The sequence below is a fragment of the Emticicia sp. TH156 genome, from assembly GCF_002855535.1.
In the GTDB taxonomy this organism is placed as follows: domain Bacteria; phylum Bacteroidota; class Bacteroidia; order Cytophagales; family Spirosomataceae; genus Emticicia; species Emticicia fluvialis.
Window position 1 is genome coordinate 202398 of record NZ_PKRS01000008.1, and the last position, 17907, is coordinate 220304.

The 17907-nt window shown below is 44.2% G+C and carries 18 protein-coding genes; 7 read left to right on the top strand and 11 right to left on the bottom strand.

The genetic code is table 11. From position 1 onward, the window contains the following. Nucleotides 1-45: 45 nt before the first annotated feature. The 3 genes from C0V77_RS16100 (at nt 46) to C0V77_RS16110 (ending at nt 3460) form a co-directional block, all read left to right on the top strand. Nucleotides 46-1356 (top strand): hypothetical protein, encoded by a 1311-nt coding sequence (locus C0V77_RS16100; RefSeq protein WP_101727371.1) that lies wholly within the window; start codon nt 46-48, stop codon nt 1354-1356. Nucleotides 1357-1382: 26 nt separating this feature from the next. Then, nucleotides 1383-2504: a P1 family peptidase gene (locus tag C0V77_RS16105; RefSeq protein WP_101727372.1), complete on the top strand. Its 1122-nt coding sequence runs from the start codon at nt 1383-1385 to the stop codon at nt 2502-2504. A 248-nt stretch (nt 2505-2752) separates the two neighbouring features. After that, nucleotides 2753-3460, top strand: a complete 708-nt coding sequence (locus tag C0V77_RS16110; RefSeq protein WP_101727373.1) for a hypothetical protein — start codon at nt 2753-2755, stop codon at nt 3458-3460. A 39-nt stretch (nt 3461-3499) separates the two neighbouring features. On the opposite strand, the gene C0V77_RS16115 is transcribed toward C0V77_RS16110, so the two are convergent. The 8 genes from C0V77_RS16115 to C0V77_RS22960 all read right to left on the bottom strand — a co-directional run bounded on the left by C0V77_RS16115 (nt 3500) and on the right by C0V77_RS22960 (nt 12793). Next, nucleotides 3500-4975, bottom strand: coding sequence for a VCBS repeat-containing protein (locus tag C0V77_RS16115; protein ID WP_158237968.1), 1476 nt, complete (start codon nt 4973-4975; stop codon nt 3500-3502). A gap of 134 nt (nt 4976-5109) precedes the next feature. Continuing rightward, a complete protein-coding gene (locus tag C0V77_RS16120; protein WP_101727375.1) occupies nt 5110-6828 on the bottom strand; it encodes a GMC oxidoreductase in 1719 nt (572 codons plus the stop codon). A 39-nt stretch (nt 6829-6867) separates the two neighbouring features. Then, entirely contained in the window at nt 6868-7398 is a 531-nt protein-coding gene (locus C0V77_RS16125) for a gluconate 2-dehydrogenase subunit 3 family protein (protein ID WP_101727376.1), read from the bottom strand. Nucleotides 7399-7622: 224 nt separating this feature from the next. Then, entirely contained in the window at nt 7623-8501 is an 879-nt protein-coding gene (locus C0V77_RS16130) for an esterase family protein (RefSeq protein WP_101727377.1), read from the bottom strand. Nucleotides 8502-8513: 12 nt separating this feature from the next. Beyond that, nucleotides 8514-9389 (bottom strand): esterase family protein, encoded by an 876-nt coding sequence (locus C0V77_RS16135; protein ID WP_101727378.1) that lies wholly within the window; start codon nt 9387-9389, stop codon nt 8514-8516. A gap of 179 nt (nt 9390-9568) precedes the next feature. Then, nucleotides 9569-10498 (bottom strand): sugar phosphate isomerase/epimerase, encoded by a 930-nt coding sequence (locus C0V77_RS16140; protein ID WP_101727379.1) that lies wholly within the window; start codon nt 10496-10498, stop codon nt 9569-9571. Between the two features lie 81 nt (nt 10499-10579). Further along, complete coding sequence (locus C0V77_RS16145; RefSeq protein WP_101727498.1) at nt 10580-12250, bottom strand: carboxylesterase/lipase family protein; 1671 nt, start codon at nt 12248-12250, stop codon at nt 10580-10582. A gap of 294 nt (nt 12251-12544) precedes the next feature. Beyond that, nucleotides 12545-12793, bottom strand: a complete 249-nt coding sequence (locus C0V77_RS22960; protein ID WP_143706114.1) for a hypothetical protein — start codon at nt 12791-12793, stop codon at nt 12545-12547. Nucleotides 12794-12948: 155 nt separating this feature from the next. On the opposite strand from C0V77_RS22960, the gene C0V77_RS16150 reads away from it, so the two are divergent. The 4 genes from C0V77_RS16150 to lptC are packed head-to-tail and all read left to right on the top strand — an operon-like array spanning nt 12949 to nt 16417. Continuing rightward, a complete protein-coding gene (locus C0V77_RS16150) occupies nt 12949-13758 on the top strand; it encodes a ThiF family adenylyltransferase (protein ID WP_101727380.1) in 810 nt (269 codons plus the stop codon). Further along, the gene (locus tag C0V77_RS16155; protein WP_101727381.1) at nt 13743-14528 is read left to right on the top strand and encodes a type III pantothenate kinase; all 786 of its coding nucleotides are present in this window, start codon (nt 13743-13745) and stop codon (nt 14526-14528) included. The genes C0V77_RS16150 and C0V77_RS16155 overlap by 16 nt, the downstream gene beginning before the upstream one ends. After that, nucleotides 14503-15804, top strand: a complete 1302-nt coding sequence (locus C0V77_RS16160) for a hypothetical protein (protein ID WP_101727382.1) — start codon at nt 14503-14505, stop codon at nt 15802-15804. Before C0V77_RS16155 ends, C0V77_RS16160 begins: the two co-directional genes overlap by 26 nt. A gap of 10 nt (nt 15805-15814) precedes the next feature. After that, a complete protein-coding gene (gene lptC / locus C0V77_RS16165; protein ID WP_101727383.1) occupies nt 15815-16417 on the top strand; it encodes an LPS export ABC transporter periplasmic protein LptC in 603 nt (200 codons plus the stop codon). On the opposite strand, the gene C0V77_RS16170 is transcribed toward lptC, so the two are convergent. The 3 genes from C0V77_RS16170 to C0V77_RS16180 are packed head-to-tail and all read right to left on the bottom strand — an operon-like array spanning nt 16418 to nt 17891. Continuing rightward, nucleotides 16418-16834: a cytochrome c gene (locus C0V77_RS16170; protein WP_101727384.1), complete on the bottom strand. Its 417-nt coding sequence runs from the start codon at nt 16832-16834 to the stop codon at nt 16418-16420. It lies immediately after the preceding gene. 4 nt (nt 16835-16838) lie between these two features. Continuing rightward, nucleotides 16839-17444 (bottom strand): SCO family protein, encoded by a 606-nt coding sequence (locus C0V77_RS16175; RefSeq protein WP_101727385.1) that lies wholly within the window; start codon nt 17442-17444, stop codon nt 16839-16841. A 54-nt stretch (nt 17445-17498) separates the two neighbouring features. Further along, nucleotides 17499-17891 (bottom strand): hypothetical protein, encoded by a 393-nt coding sequence (locus C0V77_RS16180; protein WP_101727386.1) that lies wholly within the window; start codon nt 17889-17891, stop codon nt 17499-17501. Between the last annotated feature and the right edge of the window lie 16 nt (nt 17892-17907).

The following is a 17907-nucleotide window of genomic DNA, read 5'->3' on the forward strand; positions in this document are numbered from 1 at the left end:
AAGTCTGTTCAAGATTATTCAAACCACCCCACAGCCCATCAACGCTTGAAAACCGATACAGACGACATACTGCTAACCCGATGCAAAACCCTGATTGAAGAGAAACTGGGCTGGGGAAACAGCACCCAATGGAGCAACCGCGATTTTGAAGAGTTATCTCAACAGATATTTGATGTTACCTCTGTAACCCTCAGCCCCACCACGTTGAAGCGCATCTGGGGCAAGGTAAAGTATGACTCTGCACCTACTGCCACTACCCTGAACACGCTGGCACAGTACACAGGTTTTGAAAACTGGCGGGTTTTCCGTCAGCACCATGCAGCCGAAATGCCACAGCAGGCGTCTGCCTTTACGGCGGCTCAAATACCTGCCAACAAACCCGAGGTACGCAAACGCCCGTATCTTTTCTCGTTTATTCTGCCCATTTTACTGGCAACAGGCATTATCGGCTGGTTGTTGCTTGCAAAAAAAGACGTAAACACATCAGCGCAGCTGAACCCTGCCGATTACCAGTTCAGCAGCAAAAAAGTGGTGGCATCGGGCGTACCTAATTCAGTTATTTTTGATTACGATGCCTCCAAAGCACCTGAAGATTCGGTGTATATTCAACAAAGCTGGGATTCCTCCAAAAGAACCCGTGTTGCGCGCAATCAGCATCAGCATACCTCTATCTATTATTACCCGGGCTTTTTTCAGGCCAAGCTGGTAGTAGGCCGTCAGGTTATCAAAGAACATCAGCTTTTTATAAAAACCAACGGCTGGCTGCCGCTGATAAATCAGGAGCCTGTTCCGGTATATTTCAAACAGCAGGAGGCAATTCAAGACGGAAAACTGGGATTGACCGTTGAAAAAATAGAGGCACGGCATATCAACCTGCAACCCACCGCGCCATCGGTGAAATACATGAACCTGAAGGATTTCGGCGACATCAGCACTGATAGTTTCATTTATGAAACCACCATACAAAACATCTATAAAGAGGGTGCAGCCGTTTGCCAGTATTCAGAAATAGGCCTGCTGACCGAAGGTTCGGCTATCCTCATCCGGCTGTCGGCCAAAGGTTGTATTTCAGAAAACACCCTGTTCTATATCGACAAAGAAATACCTGGTAAAACCAACGACTTATCAGGCTTTGGGGTTGACTTCAACCACTTTGTAGCAGTTCGGTGTGAGGCAGTCAATAACCATGTAAAAATATATGTAGACAATAAACTGGCGTTCGATTTCCCCCATAAAGGCGCAGGCAGCAAAATTATTGGCCTTACGTACCAGTTTCAGGGTGCAGGGCTGGTAGATGCCGTTAAACTTTCAAGAGGCAACGGCCAGGTTATTTATGAAGACACTTTTGGCCGTTAGGCCTTTCAAATCAATAGACTAAACGCATGAAACTACTTCTCTTTTTTCTGCCTTTGTTAAGCATAGCGGTTGAAGCCCAACAAAAACGCCCGCGAGAACTGGGTATCAAAACAGGGGTTATGAAACCCGGCATCAACAATGCCATAACAGACGTGGCAGGCGTAAAAATAGGGCATACCACCTTGGCAGACGGAGAGAAGATTCATACAGGCGTTACGGCCGTTGTTCCGCACGAGGGCAATCTATTTCAGGATAAAGTACCGGCCGCCATTTTTGTAGCCAACGGTTTTGGCAAGCTAACGGGCATTAGCCAGGTGCAGGAACTAGGCAATATTGAAACGCCCATTGTGCTTACCAATACGCTTTCGGTACCCACCGCTGCCGACGCCGTGATTGACTACACCCTGGCACAAAAAGGCAACGAAAAGGTGCGGTCGGTGAATCCGGTTATCGGCGAAACCAACGACAGCTACCTGAACGACATAACCGGCAGGCACATTACAAAAACACACGTACTGAAAGCCATAGAAACCGCCACCACCGGCAAAGTGCAGGAAGGCAACGTGGGTGCAGGCACGGGCACTGTCTGTTTCGGCTGGAAAGGCGGCATCGGTACGGCATCAAGGGTTTTGCCTGCCAAATCTGGCGGCTATACGGTGGGCGTAATTGTGCAAACCAATTTTGGTGGTGTATTACAAATAAACGGTGTGCCTGTGGGTGAAGAACTGAACCAGTTTTTTCTGAACGACCAACTGAACGACCCTGCCGACGGGTCTTGTATGATAGTAGTGGCTACCGATGCACCCATTACGGCGCGTAATCTGGAAAGGCTGGCCAAAAGGGCCATCTTCGGGCTGGCCAAAACCGGGGGCATTGCCTCTAACGGTAGTGGCGACTACGTAATTGCTTTCTCAACGGCCAAACCATTACGGGTGGCTCATAACGCTTCTACCCGATTCTATGAAGCTACCGAACTGCGGAATGATGACGTATCTCCGCTCTTTCTGGCTGCCATTGAGGCCACCGAAGAGGCCATCATTAACGCCATGTTTGCCGCACAAACCACCAAAGGCGCTAACGGCACCATCAAAGCCTTACCTACCGACAAGGTATTAGAATTAAGCCGTAAATACAACAAGCTGAAATAACCGCTCGCTACGGCCATACTGCCGTTAAAAAAGGTTTGATTTACCAGCATACCTCTGCCAGGCTATCTTGCACAGCCTGACGGGAAAGCCGTGGTGTTCGGCCATGTGCAGGCATTAGCTTTCTGTATCTTAAAAAATTTCATAACACCACATAGGGGTAGTGGGCATCAGGGTTGTCTTGCTTAAACACCGCAGCAGGCAGTGATGAAACAAAACCTTTTATTTATTAACAACCATTATAAACAATTATGAAAAAGATAGCATTGCTTTTAAGTTTATTAAGCTGCACCACCGCATTTGGCCAGTTGTTTACACCGGCCTATGAGCAGTTTTCTACCCGGGAAACCGCCTACATTTATCTGGCAGACGGCAACACGCTGGAAGGGACCGTCAGTTCGGTCAATCAAAAAAACGGACTTATCCAGAGCCTTGTGCTAAAGCCGAGCGGAGAAAGCAAAAAGACCAAAGTAAAAGCAGAAAGCATTACAGCGATGTATTTGCCCATCAGCCAATTCAACAAGATAAATAATGCCATAAACCTGACTTTCGACCCACGCAAATGGAGGGGAAAAGGCGTAAACCATGAGGTGATACAACAGGGATATGCTTATTTTGAAAAAACCAGTGTTGCCAATCATGCAAAAATAGACCAACTACTGCTGCAATTGGTAAACCCGACATTCAGCGAGAAAATCAAGGTATTTCATAATCCGCTGGGGGTTTCAACCAGAACCATGGAATTTAAAAATGGTTTTGCCATTGAAGATGAAGTTAACAAATCTTACTATGTAAAGATAGGTGATGCCGCAGCCGTAAAACTGAAAAAGAAAGATTATGAAGAGGCTTATGCCGTGCTATACAAAGACTGCCCCCAACTGGTTGATAAACTAAAAGGCAACCATAGCTGGATAAAATTTGACGAACACCTGCACGCCTACACCAAAGGCTGCAATTAATAAATTATTAGGGCAGGGTACAAAAACCTGCCCTAATGGTTATTTTTTTATCAGCTTGTTTGTTAATAACAGAAACGAGGTATCTCTCCGAGACCCATTCCGGCTTTGTTTGTTCAAATCAAGGCTGCCAATTACCAGGTCTTTATCGCCATCGCCATCCAGGTCTCCGGCATCCAACAGCAACCAGTTGCCAGATTTCACCTCTTTAATCGTGTAAGGTTTAAAATTGAAGTTCCCCTGATTTTCAAGATACACAAAGCCTTCGGTGGGTTGATTTTTTCTATCCGGAAAATACGATATCGCTGCCAGGTCTACGTCGCCATCCTTATCAAAATCAGCCGGAATAGCCTTAAAACAACCATTTACAGGAAAGAAAAAAGCCTGTTTAAATTCATATCTGCCGTTGTTCAGGTAGCCGTATATGCCGTGATAATTCTTCAATACGTTTCTGGAGAAATCGGCGTTATCGCCACTTACATACACAATATCTTTATGGCCGTCTTTATTTAAATCGGTTAACTCAAAGTAGGCAGAGCCATAAACGGGCGGAAACCGCAGTATTTCTTTGGTTTCAAAGTTTCCATTACCTTTATTCAACAATAAAAATATACCTTCCTGTGCCTGTGCAAACAAAACCCAAATATCCGGCAGGCCGTCTTTGTTTTCGTCAGCAATATAGGCCTTAATGGCCCCGGGCAGCTCTCTTATTACCCGTTTTTCGTAGCCCTTGCCGTTCAGGTTTTTATACCAGGCCAGCACCCCGTTTGTGTTACCAAAGCTACAAATCAGTTGGTCTTTCCAGCCGTCGTTATCCATATCAACAGCAAGGCTTTGTACGGGTCTTTGCAGGTTGTCAATCAACGGCGGGGTTTGGGCTGTGGCGTTAAGATCAAGTAATTTGCCTGTCCGTAAATCGTTAGGATGCAAGATGCCGATACTGCTCATAAAACCACTGCGTTTACCGGGGTTTTTCAGGTCTCCCTCAAAGTCGATGTCTACAATTGTGGCATCAATTTTTCTGGCCGAAACTTCTTTCAGATTTTTGTCCAATACATTCAGCGAACTATCAGCCAGGCTGGCTTCATAAATCTGCTGGTTGCCCTCGTCAATTCTGATATAGGTTGTTGAGGGGAAACTGCCTTTTCTGGCATAATGCGCGCGTACCTCAAATAACCCGGTAATATCTTTAATAGGCGGACGGTTCTGTGGCTTTAATTTTTCGGGTGCGTTATCAACATAATACTTTACCAGCAACTCCCAATCTTCAATACTCATGGCCGATTTGCTGACAAAATAGCTTGAATCTCCGTTGGTTTCCAGCTGTACATCGGGGTAAATCTTACCTCCGTTCATCTGAAAGCCCAGTTGCAGCGCCATCTCGGGCAGCACACCTTGCTGCCAGGCCGACTTATCCAGTAGTTCAGGTTCAGGAAACAAATGGCATGATGCACAATGTTTTCTGGCCAGTTGCTCACCGGTATTCTGGCTGGCATCCTGCTGGTTGTTGCAGCTCATGGCAAATAATAAACTAAAAAAAGACAGAAAGCTTATTATCCTGAATAGGTTCATTGTGTCAATCTTATTTATTAATAAATTAACCTCTCCTGCATCATGCCGGAGAGGTTAAAAAACACCTGTTATCAAGGGAATTATAGGTTTTTCTTCTTCAGCTCCTTCACAGCAAAATCTGCTGCACGGGCAGTGAGCGCCATGTAGGTTAACGACGGGTTAACGCATGAGGCCGAGGTCATACAGGCTCCGTCGGTTACAAATACGTTTTTCACATCATGAATCTGGTTATTGGCATTTAATACTGAAGTTTTAGGATCTCTACCCATACGGGCGGTACCCATTTCATGAATGGCCATGCCCAGATAAGAGCCGTTGTCGTAGCCTCTTACGTTTTTAACGCCCGCGCTTTCCAACATTTCTTTGGCATCGTTCAGCATATCAATGCGCATTTTTTTCTCGTTTTCTTTCAGCTCTGCATCAAACACCACTATTGGCATACCCCATTTGTCTTTTTCGGTAGGGTGCAGATACATTCTGTTTTCATAATAGGGCAGGGTTTCACCAAAACCACTCAAGCCCATTGTCCATGCGCCCGGTTGGGTAACTTCGTTTTTGTATTCTGCACCGAAGCTCAATTCGGCTACGTTGCGCTGCCATCCCTGACGACCAGACCCGGCACCACCCTGATAACCAAAACCACGCAGGTACTCACGTTTGTCGGTACCAATATTGCGATAACGAGGCACATAAATACCGTTGGCACGGCGGCCATAAGAGTATTTATCTAGGCCACCCTCATAGATACCCGATGCACCTGTGCGGAAGTGGTGGTCCATGAGGTTATGACCCAACTGGCCCGAGTCATTACCCAAGCCGTTAGGGAAACGGTTAGATTTTGAGTTGAGCATAATAGATGTTGAACCCAAAGCGCTACCACAAACAAATACTATTTTAGCATAATATTCGGTTGGCTGAAGCGTAACGGCATCGGTTACTCTTACGCCTGTTGCACGTTTTTTGTTCTCATCATAGATGATTTCGGTAACTACCGAATCAGGACGCAAAGTAAGGCGACCGGTTTTAGCTGCCGGAGGCAATGTACAAGACTGCGTGCTGAAATAGGCGCCATACGGACAACCCAAAGAACATTTGTTACGGTACTGACATGAGGTACGGCCGATACCCAATTGTGCTTTGGCTGCCTCAGAAAGGTTAGCCACACGGCCAATGGTCATGTGCCTGCCCGGGAAATTCTTCTCAATGCGTTTACGCACTTCTTTTTCTACCCAGTACATTTCCATCGGAGGCAGAAACTCGCTATCAGGCAATTGAGGCAGATTCAGTTTTTCGCCAGATATACCCACAAATTTTTCTACATAAGAGTACCAAGGTGCCACATCTTTATAACGGATGGGCCAGTCAACGGCAATTCCGTCTTTCAGGTTGGCTTCAAAATCAAGGTCACTCCAACGATACGACTGGCGCCCCCACATAATAGATTTACCACCTACTATACCCGGACGAAACCAGTCAAATCTTTTATCTTCTTTATACATAGAGTCTGAATCGTTCATCCAGTACTTTTCTGTCATTTCATTGTAAGGGTAATCGCGTGACAATTTCGGATGAGATTCCTTCTGCGCAATAGTCAGGCGGCCGTTATATTGCATTTGCCATGGGTCTTTCATGGCGTTTTCATAACCGGTTACGTGTTCAAGCTGTTTACCTTTTTCAAGCATAATTACACGCAGGCCTTTTTCTGTCAGTTCTTTTGCTGCCCAACCACCGGTAACACCCGAGCCAATCACGATGGCATCGTAGGTCTGGGCTTTAATAGCATCTATATTTAAGTTCATTTGATTTGTCGGTACGTTTAACTGTGAATAGGTTAAGAATTAAATGGCCCAGGTTTTCTGGCCGGGTTTATAAGGCGCACTTCCATCGAATCGACCCGGTATCGGCAAATAGGCTAATGCCTGCGTAGCGCCAATTTCAGAGGTAAAATAACCTACGGTGGTTAGTTCTTTCATTCTTAAGAAGAAAGCCTTGTCGGTTGTCATGGTTTGTTTCACCATTTCATTCTTTTCGGCAACGCTCAGGCTCATAAAGTTTTTACCATATTTGGTTTTGCTGTCGGCATCCAATCTGGCAAGACCTGCGTAAAACTTATCCTGGTCTTCTTTCACATAGCAATCGCGCATTACTCTGACAATAAATTTCTCTGCTCCGGCTGCTTTTGCGCCCGGCGTATCTGTTGTCGGGATGATGACATCGGCCACTTCTGCTACCAATGCTTCCTGGTCGGCGGTAATAGCAACGCTTTCGCCGGTATTAAGTACTTGTCCCATTACGCCAGCTATTACCGGCGGAGATAATACCCCACCTACTAAGAGGGTAAGTCTCTGAACAGCTTCTCTACGATTCATTATAGATTAAGATTAAATAATATGGATAATGTAAAAAAAACGCGTCTGGAAATTTATTGAGTGATTGGGTGAATGAGTGATTGAGTGATTGTTTTAATTGTGAAGGGTTGTAACTCAGTTTACATTGTGGCAAGCTACCCATTGTATTTATTGCTCATTTATCAATCCGCTGATTCACCATTCACTCATTCACTAATTCACTCATTCACTAAATGCTTAAATGCTTACCGATGAAAACTGTCTCCTACAAATTTCAGCACCTCGGGCAAAGCGGTGCGCCAGTAAGACCAGGTATGCCCGCCATCTCTCACCCTGAACTCATGCGGTATCTTTTTGTCTATCATTATGGCATGCAAGGCCATGTTACCTTTAATCAGGAAGTCGTCATCGCCGCAATCAATATAAAACTTTACTTTTTTAAGCTCTTCGGCATTAGCCGTTTCTACAATCTTTATCGGAGCGTTTTTGTAATAATGCTCGGTAAGGCGTTCTTTGCCTTTCAGGTTCTTACCGTATAAATCGCCGAAAACATAATTCCATTGGTCCTGATTCTGATTGCCCGACACCACCTCTTCGTCTGTCCAGACAGCTGCACTTAATGGCGCCGCAGCCGTAAACAGATCAGGGTGCTTGGTTGCATAGAGCAGCGTTCCCAGGCCACCCATCGAAAGACCTGCTACCGCTCTGAACTCCCTTTTAGAACGTATCCGGTAGCTGGTTTCAATATAAGGTATAAACTCTTTTATGAAAAAATCTTCAAATTTCGTTTTTCCGTCGAACGAATTCATGTACCAGCTTACTCCGGCATCTGGCATTACAATAATCATAGGTGGGGCATCGCCACTATTAATGGTTTTATCGGCAATTTCGGGTGTCTGGCCAAATTGTGTCCAGCCGGTTTCGTCATCGGTGTAGCCGTGCAACAGATAAAGAACCGGATACATACGATTATTCTTTTCGTAGTCGGCAGGCAGGTAGATATTATACTTTACTTCTTTACCTAAGATACTACTCTTTAGTTTCAGACTTTCTTTAACTATACCCTGCTGGGCAAAAGAAAGGCTTGAAATGAATAACAGCAGAAGCAGATTTAGTTTTTTCATGATACTGAACAATTATTTTTGATGGAAACTTTCACTCACAAATTTCAGAACCTCCGGCAATGCGGTGCGCCAGTAGGTCCAGGTATGACCACCCTGACGAACCCGGAACTCATGTGGTATTTTTTTATCAATCATCAGTGCATGCAGGGCCATATTACCTTTAATAAGGAAATCGTCGTCGCCGCAATCAATATAATAACGCACTTTTTTGATTTCGTCAGGATTAGCCGTCTCAACAATTTTAAGGATTGAATTCTTCTGATAATGCGCGTTCAAACGGGCTGCCCCAACCAGATTGCTGCCATAACGCTGAGCATAAGAACTGGCCCATTGAGCATCTGGCATGGCAAGTACTTCGTCGTCGGTGCGTACTCCGGCACTAAGAGGGGCCGCAGCCGCAAATAAATCAGGATGTTTGGTTGACATAATCAGGGTACCATAGCCCCCCATTGAGAGCCCGGCAATGGCACGATACCGTTTTTGATTACGTACTCTGTAGTGAGACTCTATGTATGGAATAAACTCATTGATGAAAAAGTCTTCGTAGCGCACTTTACCATCAAAACTGTTCACATATCCGGTTACTCCGCCATCAGGCATGGCAATTATCATAGGTGCTGCTTCGCCGTTTTCAATCATCCGGTCGGCAATACTGTTGGCCTCACCAAATTGAACCCAGCCGGTTTCATCATCACCAAAACCATGTAACAGATAGAGTATAGGATAAGAACGATTAGACGCCTGGTAGTCTGCCGGCAGATAAATGTTATACTTTACATCTTTGCCTAAAATGGTACTCGGGATGGTAAGGCTTTCTTTTACGGTACCTTTCTGTGCCAATGCAGTTAGGGACAAAAATACAAACAACACAATACAAGTGTGCTTCATTGCATAGGTAAAGGTTATAGGGTGAATACGTAGTAAATATAGTAAGAGAATGTGCTTCAATCCAAATTTAAAACAATTTCAAACCAGTTTAATACAAAAAACGAATGCAGCCGTTTTACTTTTGCAAGCAAAGACGGCTGTTCGTTCGTTCAGGGTCGGGAGTAATTAGTGTTTTGAAATTATGCCCCTACTACCTTTTTCAGGGTATTGTAGCTGGTAGTGAGGTTATCAACCGGCGACGGAGCGCCATCCTGCTCAACAAAATAGTATTTCATTCCGGCTGTTTTGGCTGCAGCAAACACAGGTGTATAATCAATGTATCCTTTGCCAATTTCAACAGGCATCTGTTTGTCTTTGCTAAGGTCTTTTACATGCCAGAGCGGGAACCGCCCCTTATGTTTGGCAAACAAAGCCACAGGGTCTACACCTGCCTTGATAGCCCAGGCGATGTCAAGCTCAAACTTCAATATATCAGCACTGGTTTGAGAGGCAAAAACATCAAACGGCAACTGGCCTTCAACCGGCTCAAACTCAGCGCTGTGATTATGAAAGGCAAAGGTAATACCGGCTTTTTTACAGGCTTCACCTGTTTTTTGCAGTACTTCAAGCGACTGTTTTACTTCATCGAGCGTTTTAACCGGGGTTGTGGCACATACCAGGTATTTCACTCCGCCTTCGGCTGCATCGTCTACTACTTCCTGCATATTGTTCATCAGGTCTTTTATTGGCGGTAGTTTGGGCATTGGTCTTGCAGGGGCTTTGGGGTCGGTTTGTGCAGGCATAAGCATTCTGAACGGAGCACCCATTACATGGTGCGACTGCCAGGTCATGCCCAGGTCTTTTACCAGTGTGGCAAATTCTTTGGGTTTCATGCCGTAGTAGCCGCCTTTCATGCTAAATGCCGACTCAATATTTTTATAGCCGATAGCTGCTATCTGCTTAAGCGTACCGCTTACGTCTTTATCAATGACCGACAAAGTGGTAAACAACTGAACGCCCGGTTCAAATTTTGGCCTGAAGTTTAACAGGTCTTTTGCCTGCCCCTGCCATGCAAGGCCTCCGAGCGCTAATACCCCTGAATTCCTAAGGAAATCTCTTCTGTTTAACATTACACAAAAAGTTTATTTTATATTCATTACCAATGTTTTACAGATAAAAACCGCTCAATAAGCTGTATCCGCTTTCTATATCTAAACTATTGCCTTTCGGGCGTCACGATCCGGATCGTTTTTAAGCATACATACGTCATCCAGAATCATGGTCTCGCCTTTGGCAGAAGTGTAAGGTGCCCATGCAGGCAGGCCGCCACCGTTCGGGTTACCTGTGCGAACAAAATTCAGAAAAGACTTCGCCATTTTTTCTGACAACCGCCGTGGCCTTGCCCCACCGCCGGTGTGGGTAAGCATCAGGTCTGTATTATAGAACCAGAAACAGATGTCGTCACAATGGAACGCCCTCATGCGGCCATCAAACAGCGGAGGCTGCCAGCCAAACCAGGCAACATATACCGGTGCCTTCTGAGACGCCTTGGCATCGGCTGCTGCGATGGCGTTTTTCCGGTTGCTGATAATCATTGACCAGATTTCAATTGGTTTTTTATCTTTAAATGCGTTTGAATAGGCCTCTACAATATCAGCCGATTTATCACCAAATCTGGGTTTTAGCTTTTCTTTTACATCTGCCAGCGTTACTTTTTCCAGAGAAGCGTCTGTTCTGCTTGGGGCAAACTCGTTAAAAGTAGTACTAATGATAAGAGGTACATCGGCCGAAAAATGCCCGGCATCAGAGAAGAAGGGTTTATCGCTCAGGAACTGCCCGTCTGCCACAGGAGCGTAGCCGCCTCTTTGCAGGTTAAGTCTTTTGGCTTCGTCAGCCAAAGAGGCCACTGCACGGTTGGCTATATCAATGTATTGTCTCCACGGAATCTGCTGTAGTTTGTCAACCTCGTTTGGCCCCAGACCCGCCTCCTTTAACACAGCTGCGCCCAGTTTTTCGGCATATTCTTTATTAACACCGCTCAGGGTGGTACCGCTTAGTGCCACAGCCTTGTGGAACAAGCCTTTCGCTGAAGGCATGGCCATCAGGGTGCAAACCTTAGCACCACCTCCCGACTGCCCAATGATAGTTACGTTGCCGGGGTCTCCGCCAAAATTGGCAATGTTTTCTTTAACCCACTCTAATGCCGCTACGATATCAAGCATACCAACATTGCCAGATGCAGCAAACCTGCTACCGGCCACACCAGCCAGATTGGTAAAACCCAGAGACCCAAGGCGATGGTTGAGCGAACAAAAAACCACGTCTCCCAGGCGGCTGATGTTTTCGCCATTGTATCCATCCTGCTCAATACCATTTCCGTTTACAAAGCCGCCACCATGTAACCATACAATTACAGGTCTTTTTTTGGTGTCCAGAGCCGGTGTCCAGACATTTATGCGCAAGCAGTCTTCGCTCACATCATCATAATTCCAGTGGTCAACAAAAGAGGCATACTGGTCGGCATAGCGTTTTTCCATTATCTGCGGAGCCGTATTACCCCACCATACGGTTGGCTTGATGCCGGCCCAGGGTTTTGGTTTTTGCGGAGGCATAAAACGGTTTTCGCCGCCTGTATCGGCGCCATAAGGAATACCCAGAAAAGTATGAACACCTCTTAAAATATAGCCTCTTATTTTGCCATAGCTTGTGTTGGCTACCGCTATGTTATCACCTACAAACAATATCTGCTCATCGTCTTTTTCTTTAATTCCAAACGCTTGCGTATGAGCAGTTAAGGGCAAAGCACTGCCCATACCCATAGTACCGACCCCGGCTGCACCTAAACCGAGTTTCTGGATAAAATTTCTTCTGTTAGATTTCATATAGTTTTGTTTCAGTTGAATGATGGATGGTATTTCAGGTTTGGCTGAAATACTTTTCAATTTACAACCCAGTTAATTGAATACAGTTGAAGAATCGACTTATGCCAAGAATCAGCATATAAACCACGATTTTATGACGATTATGTAACCCCAAAAAGTGCAATATATGATTTTTCTAATATGCAATTATAACAATCACAGCCATTGATTCAGAATGTAACAATAACACATGTACGCATATAAACAAAAAAAGCCGGTAATGCTGCATTACCGGCCCTTAGTTAATAATTTATTTTACGGTTTTATTACCCGTTTTTTCCCTGAGTTATCAAGAATTTCTACCTGTGAAACATCAGAAGGGATGATGACACTGCGCGACGACTGCGACAGAAAAGATGAGCCATAGGCGGCTTCTTCTTTTCTTACTTTACCGTTTTTCAGGGTAAGTAGAGCTGCCGTTTCTGATGGCAATAAATCTATGGTTCTTACCAGATTTTTTGAACTAAAAATAGTAAAAAATAAGCAGAGATAACCGCTAAGCAAAGAAGTTGTATGGTGTTTTATTGGAAGCCCTTCTGTATAAAATAATTATTGCAAACCGCAGAAACAGCGGCCTTAAAACAAGAAATATAGCATGAGAAGCATATTGTGTGTACCTTTGAGGTTTATTAAACCTAAAATTACTACTCTTTAAGAAAATGCCTGCCTGGTTGTCTCGTTCCGAACTGTTGGTCGGAAAAGAAGGAATCGAAAAATTACAAAATGCCCACGTGCTGGTTGTTGGTTTAGGTGGTGTAGGCTCATTTGCAGCCGAGTTTATTTGCCGCGCCGGGGTAGGGGAAATGACCATTGTTGATGGTGACGTGGTAGACCCCAGCAACCGGAATCGCCAATTGCCGGCTTTGTCTACCAATCATGGGGTGTCAAAAGCTGATATTATGGCAGAACGCCTGCTTGCTATTAATCCGGAACTTAAGTTGAATGTGGTGAGAGAGTTTCTGTCACCAGCCAAATGTCGCGAGATCCTGGAAGTAAAGTATGATTACGTAATGGACTGCATTGACAGCATTACACCTAAACTCACGCTGCTTTCTACGGCTTATGCACAAAAGCAAAAAATTGTGAGTTCTATGGGAGCTGGCGGAAAGGTAGACCCTACCAAACTTTTTGTTGCCGATTTATATGATACCTACGAGTGCCTGTTTGCACAGTATGTGCGAAAACGTATTAAAAAATTAGGAGTTTACTCGGGTATAAAAGCGGTTTTTTCTGTTGAAACAGTAAAACGCGACTCGCTCATATTAACCGACGGCAGCAATTTTAAAAGGTCTGCCTATGGCACTATCTCTTACCTTCCGGCTGCTTTTGGGGGTGTTTGTGCATCAGTAGTAATCAGAGAGTTATTGGGGTATGAGGTAGAATTAGTTAAAAGACCAAAGGCTATAAGAAAGAAATCAAAGAAGATAGCAGCAGCGAAACCGGAAGACCAGATATGTTCGGAGCAGTAGACATAGGAAATACCTTTGCCAAAGTGGGCCTTTTTGAAGAGGACGAACTGCTTGAGGTAGTTTCAGGGCTTGAATTGGAGGCCCTGAGGGATTTTCTTACGTTAAAAAAAGTTAAAAGCATTATCATTTCTTCTGTTACCCGTAATCAACAGGAATTAGATGCTATCTTTGAACACGCACCATTTGGTAAACTGATACTGACACCCCAGACACGGGTGCCGGTTGAGAAAGATTATGATACCCCGGAAACACTCGGAGCCGACAGACTGGCTGCAGCGGTGGGGGCTAATTTTCTGTACCCGGCCAGCCATTGTCTGATAATTGACATGGGAACGGCCATAAAGTATGATTATGTTTCAGCAGATGCCGGCAAAGGAACATTCAGAGGCGGGATAATTTCTCCGGGTATGAGAATACGATTTGAGTCGCTTCATACGTTTACAAAAAGATTACCCCTTGTGCATGCAGACGAGATTCCGGCGCTGATAGGCAAAAGTACGATAACGAGTATTCAGAGTGGAGTAGTGAACGGAATCATTGCTGAAGTAAACGGGATGATTGAAAATTACGCTAAACTGGGCGATTGTAACGTAATCTTATGTGGTGGTGATGCCGCTTTCTTTGAAAGTCAAATAAAAAAGCCGAACTTTGCGGGCTCAACAGATAAAAAACTGATTGAAAATACAAAAATTGAATTGATACCAAATTTAGTCCTGATAGGGCTAAACCGAATTTTACGATACAATGTTGAAAAACCTCCTACTCATTAATTGTTTTTTTGTTTGCACACTGGTAATTACTGATACATTTGCTCAAAGAAAAGAAGCAAGACTAACCGGTAACTCTCCTTACTCTGCCCTGGGAATCGGCGACATTGCTCCAAGCGGCTCTATTGCCAGTGATGCCATGGGTGGAACAGGCTTAACATTTGGTAATGGTATCTATCTGAATACTGCTAACCCTGCCATGTTAGCAAAAAACCGCTTTGTTACCTTCAGCACGGGTATGCGTGGTCAGTACCGTACACTATCTGACGGAACAAATTCACAGTCTGACTTCGGTGTAAACCTAAGCCAAGTAATGATGGCGTTTCCTTTAAAACCAAAATGGAGTATGTCTTTGGGGCTAAGACCAAATTCAAGTGTTGAGTATGAAGCAAGATATGTTAAGCCTGTAACAGGTACAACCAATAATGTGCAGTATATCTACAAAGGTAGTGGCGGATTCTCCAAAGCAACGCTGGGTACTGGTCATTTAATAGGCAAGTCATTATACATTGGTGTGGAGGGCGCTTATTATTTTGGTAATATCAGCCGCGATACCACCTCAAGATTACTCCTGAATGATGGCGAAGATTATTATCTTCGTTACACAGACCGGGTTAATGCCAAAGGCTTTGGCGCTAAAGGTGGTTTTGTATGGCAACAAAAACTGGCCGAAAAATGGTATTTAAATGTAGGGGGTACTTATGAGGTTCAAAGCAAACTGAACGCCAACCAGCTAAGAAGTTTAACTACACTTATTGAAGGCCAGAATGGACCGCAGATTCTTAAAAAACCGGATACATTAGGTATTGCCAACGGAAATATGATTTTGCCCTCGCAGTATAGTTTAGGTATCAGCCTTGAAAGCCCTCTGAAATGGATTTTTGCATTGGAATATAGTAAACAAGACTGGAAACAGTACCGTAATTTTCAGGGTGTTGCAGAACCCAGCCTTACAGCCAGCGAAAGATTTGCCGCAGGTATTGAGTTTTTGCCAAAGGTTACTTCAACTGCCTATTTCGACCAGGTGTTTTACCGCGTTGGTTTCCAGCAGGTTAAGACTCCTTATATTATCAATAATACACAGGTTATTGACAGAAGCATCTCTTTCGGCCTTTCTACCCCACTTGGTTTCAGAAACTTAAGCTATATAGATTTCGGCGTGGCCTTAGGAAACCGGGGTGTGGCGGGCAATGGATTAGTTAAAGAGAACTACGTGAAACTATCATTAGGGTTTTCGTTGATTGATACCCGGTGGTTCCTAAAATCGAAAATAGATTAATTTTCAGGCTATGAAAAATATGCCTATCTCTGGTTTCAGATGCCTGTTGCCGGTAATTTTTGTTGTGGTGGGTTTGATTCTTTTTTCATGCGAAGATAAGAAAAAAAACGGCCCTGTGCAGGTTTACAATGGCCCTCTGATGGTAACTGATAACCTGGCTATTATGATGAGCGATTCGGGCAAAACTACGGTTAAAGTTACAACAGCCAGACAGATAAAGTTACAGACCGAAGATGAGGTTTACCCTAAAGCTGTATATGTAACCTTTTATGACAAAAACGGAGTGGAGTATTCTTCGTTGAGAGGAGATTCGGGTCGTTATTTTAAAAGTGAAGGATTGTACCGGGTAATGGGAAACGTTTTTTTCTTCAACCGTCTTCAACAGCAAAGCCTTTCAACCGATTTGCTCAACTGGTCCACAACCAAGCGAAAAATATTTACAGACCATCCGTTTATCATCAAAACCCGCTTTGATGAAATACATGGTATAGGTATGGAAGGTGATCAGGATTTTACTCACTTTACCATGAGGCGAACTACCGGCGTATTGGCCATTGATTCGGTTGCAACAGGTGGTGGCGCAGAGGCCGAACAAGATACCACCAGTAATTAATCAGGGTTGTTTCAAGGCTTTTTCTACTTCTTCTACGGTGGTTATTTCTTTTTCATTAGCCCATTCGTTATAAATGTAAGTAACTACCTCTGCAATATCCAGATTCTGGAGTTGACTGTTAGCGGGCATTGGCTGGTTATAAATTTTTCCGTTAACTTTAATTGCACCTGTAAGGCCGTTTTTGATAACTCTGATAACCTGTGCCTTGTTTTGCAGGTAATCGCTACCGGCAAGAGGTGGATACAGGTTTTGTAATCCTTTTCCATCTTTCTGATGGCAATTGGCACAATTCTGTTCATAAATTACTTTGCCACCTATGTAGTATTGTTCCAGCTTTATCTGCTCAGCCGATTGGCAGCTGCTGAGCAAAAATAAAGCAGATAAAACCAAAACCGGCACTTTAAGATATTTATTCATAATCTTACTCTTCTTTCAATAGTGTACCCATATCTTTTATCAATCTGCTCACATCTTTTTCTTTAGTGCCATCGTACATGCCTCTTACCCTGCGGTTTTTGTCGACCAGTATAAAGGCGCCACTGTGTATAATACCACCGGCGGCAGTAGAGTCTTCACCGGCTGTTACGTAATATTCTTTTTGCCCCATTTCATAAATTTTGTCACGCTCGCCTGTTACAAAATGCCAGAATTTGCCATCAACGCCCAAACGTTTGGCATAAGCCTTTAAAACGGCTACAGAGTCATGTCTTGGGTCTATGGTATGCGATAGAATACCTACTTCCGGATTATCCTTGAATTTCTCGTAAACCCTGAGCAACTGCGTTTTCATGATTGGGCAGATAGTAGGGCAGGTAGTAAAGAAGAAATCAGCCACATAAATTTTATTCTTGTAGGTCTGATTAGTTACCACGGTACTATCCTGGTCAATAAACTTAAAATCGGGGATAGTATGATAAACCGAGTCGCCATTAATAAACTGGCGTTCGCCCAGAATAGGCAGTTTTTTTGGTTGGCAGGCTCCGAGTACACAGCTAAGCGCTACCATGAGTAGAATCAGGTGCTTCATAAAGTAGAAGGCCCCACCGGTTGAGGCAGGGGCCGGATTTAAAATTTTGAATTCTTATTTCAGAAAATCTTCTGCTTTTTTTCTGGCATCAATTGTTTTTTGCTTTAGCTTGTTGCCCTCTGCTTTTAACTCTGTGAGCGCAGTTACTTTTTCCTGGCCGTCTTTCATATCGGCTGCGTCTCCCAGCTTTGGCATCCAGGCTTCCATGTCTGTATAAGCCTGGTCAAGCTGTTTAGAAATTTCAAGTGCCTGATTTTTTGCAGTAGAATCCATCGTCTCTGCCTTCTTCATTACCTTATTACGATAGGTCTCCAGCTCCATGCTTACAGGCATTATCTCATCGTGTAACTTAAAGGTTTCAGTTTTCAGCTTTGCTGCTTCTTCGGCATATTTATTGGCACAAGAGAACGTAATCACAGCAAGTAATATATAAAGTAGCGCTTTCATTGGAAAAAATTTATGT

Bases quoted from the DNA above. Each gene is read 5' to 3' on its own strand.
- C0V77_RS16105 (WP_101727372.1), top strand. From the start codon at position 1,383: ATGAAACTACTTCTCTTTTTTCTGCCTTTGTTAAGCATAGCGGTTGAA.
- C0V77_RS16110 (WP_101727373.1), top strand. From the start codon at position 2,753: ATGAAAAAGATAGCATTGCTTTTAAGTTTATTAAGCTGCACCACCGCA.
- C0V77_RS16115 (WP_158237968.1), bottom strand. From the start codon at position 4,975: ATGAGCTGCAACAACCAGCAGGATGCCAGCCAGAATACCGGTGAGCAA.
- C0V77_RS16120 (WP_101727375.1), bottom strand. From the start codon at position 6,828: ATGAACTTAAATATAGATGCTATTAAAGCCCAGACCTACGATGCCATC.
- C0V77_RS16125 (WP_101727376.1), bottom strand. From the start codon at position 7,398: ATGAATCGTAGAGAAGCTGTTCAGAGACTTACCCTCTTAGTAGGTGGG.
- C0V77_RS16130 (WP_101727377.1), bottom strand. From the start codon at position 8,501: ATGAAAAAACTAAATCTGCTTCTGCTGTTATTCATTTCAAGCCTTTCT.
- C0V77_RS16135 (WP_101727378.1), bottom strand. From the start codon at position 9,389: ATGAAGCACACTTGTATTGTGTTGTTTGTATTTTTGTCCCTAACTGCA.
- C0V77_RS16140 (WP_101727379.1), bottom strand. From the start codon at position 10,498: ATGTTAAACAGAAGAGATTTCCTTAGGAATTCAGGGGTATTAGCGCTC.
- C0V77_RS16145 (WP_101727498.1), bottom strand. From the start codon at position 12,250: ATGAAATCTAACAGAAGAAATTTTATCCAGAAACTCGGTTTAGGTGCA.
- C0V77_RS16150 (WP_101727380.1), top strand. From the start codon at position 12,949: ATGCCTGCCTGGTTGTCTCGTTCCGAACTGTTGGTCGGAAAAGAAGGA.
- C0V77_RS16155 (WP_101727381.1), top strand. From the start codon at position 13,743: ATGTTCGGAGCAGTAGACATAGGAAATACCTTTGCCAAAGTGGGCCTT.
- C0V77_RS16160 (WP_101727382.1), top strand. From the start codon at position 14,503: ATGTTGAAAAACCTCCTACTCATTAATTGTTTTTTTGTTTGCACACTG.
- lptC (WP_101727383.1), top strand. From the start codon at position 15,815: ATGAAAAATATGCCTATCTCTGGTTTCAGATGCCTGTTGCCGGTAATT.
- C0V77_RS16170 (WP_101727384.1), bottom strand. From the start codon at position 16,834: ATGAATAAATATCTTAAAGTGCCGGTTTTGGTTTTATCTGCTTTATTT.
- C0V77_RS16175 (WP_101727385.1), bottom strand. From the start codon at position 17,444: ATGAAGCACCTGATTCTACTCATGGTAGCGCTTAGCTGTGTACTCGGA.
- C0V77_RS16180 (WP_101727386.1), bottom strand. From the start codon at position 17,891: ATGAAAGCGCTACTTTATATATTACTTGCTGTGATTACGTTCTCTTGT.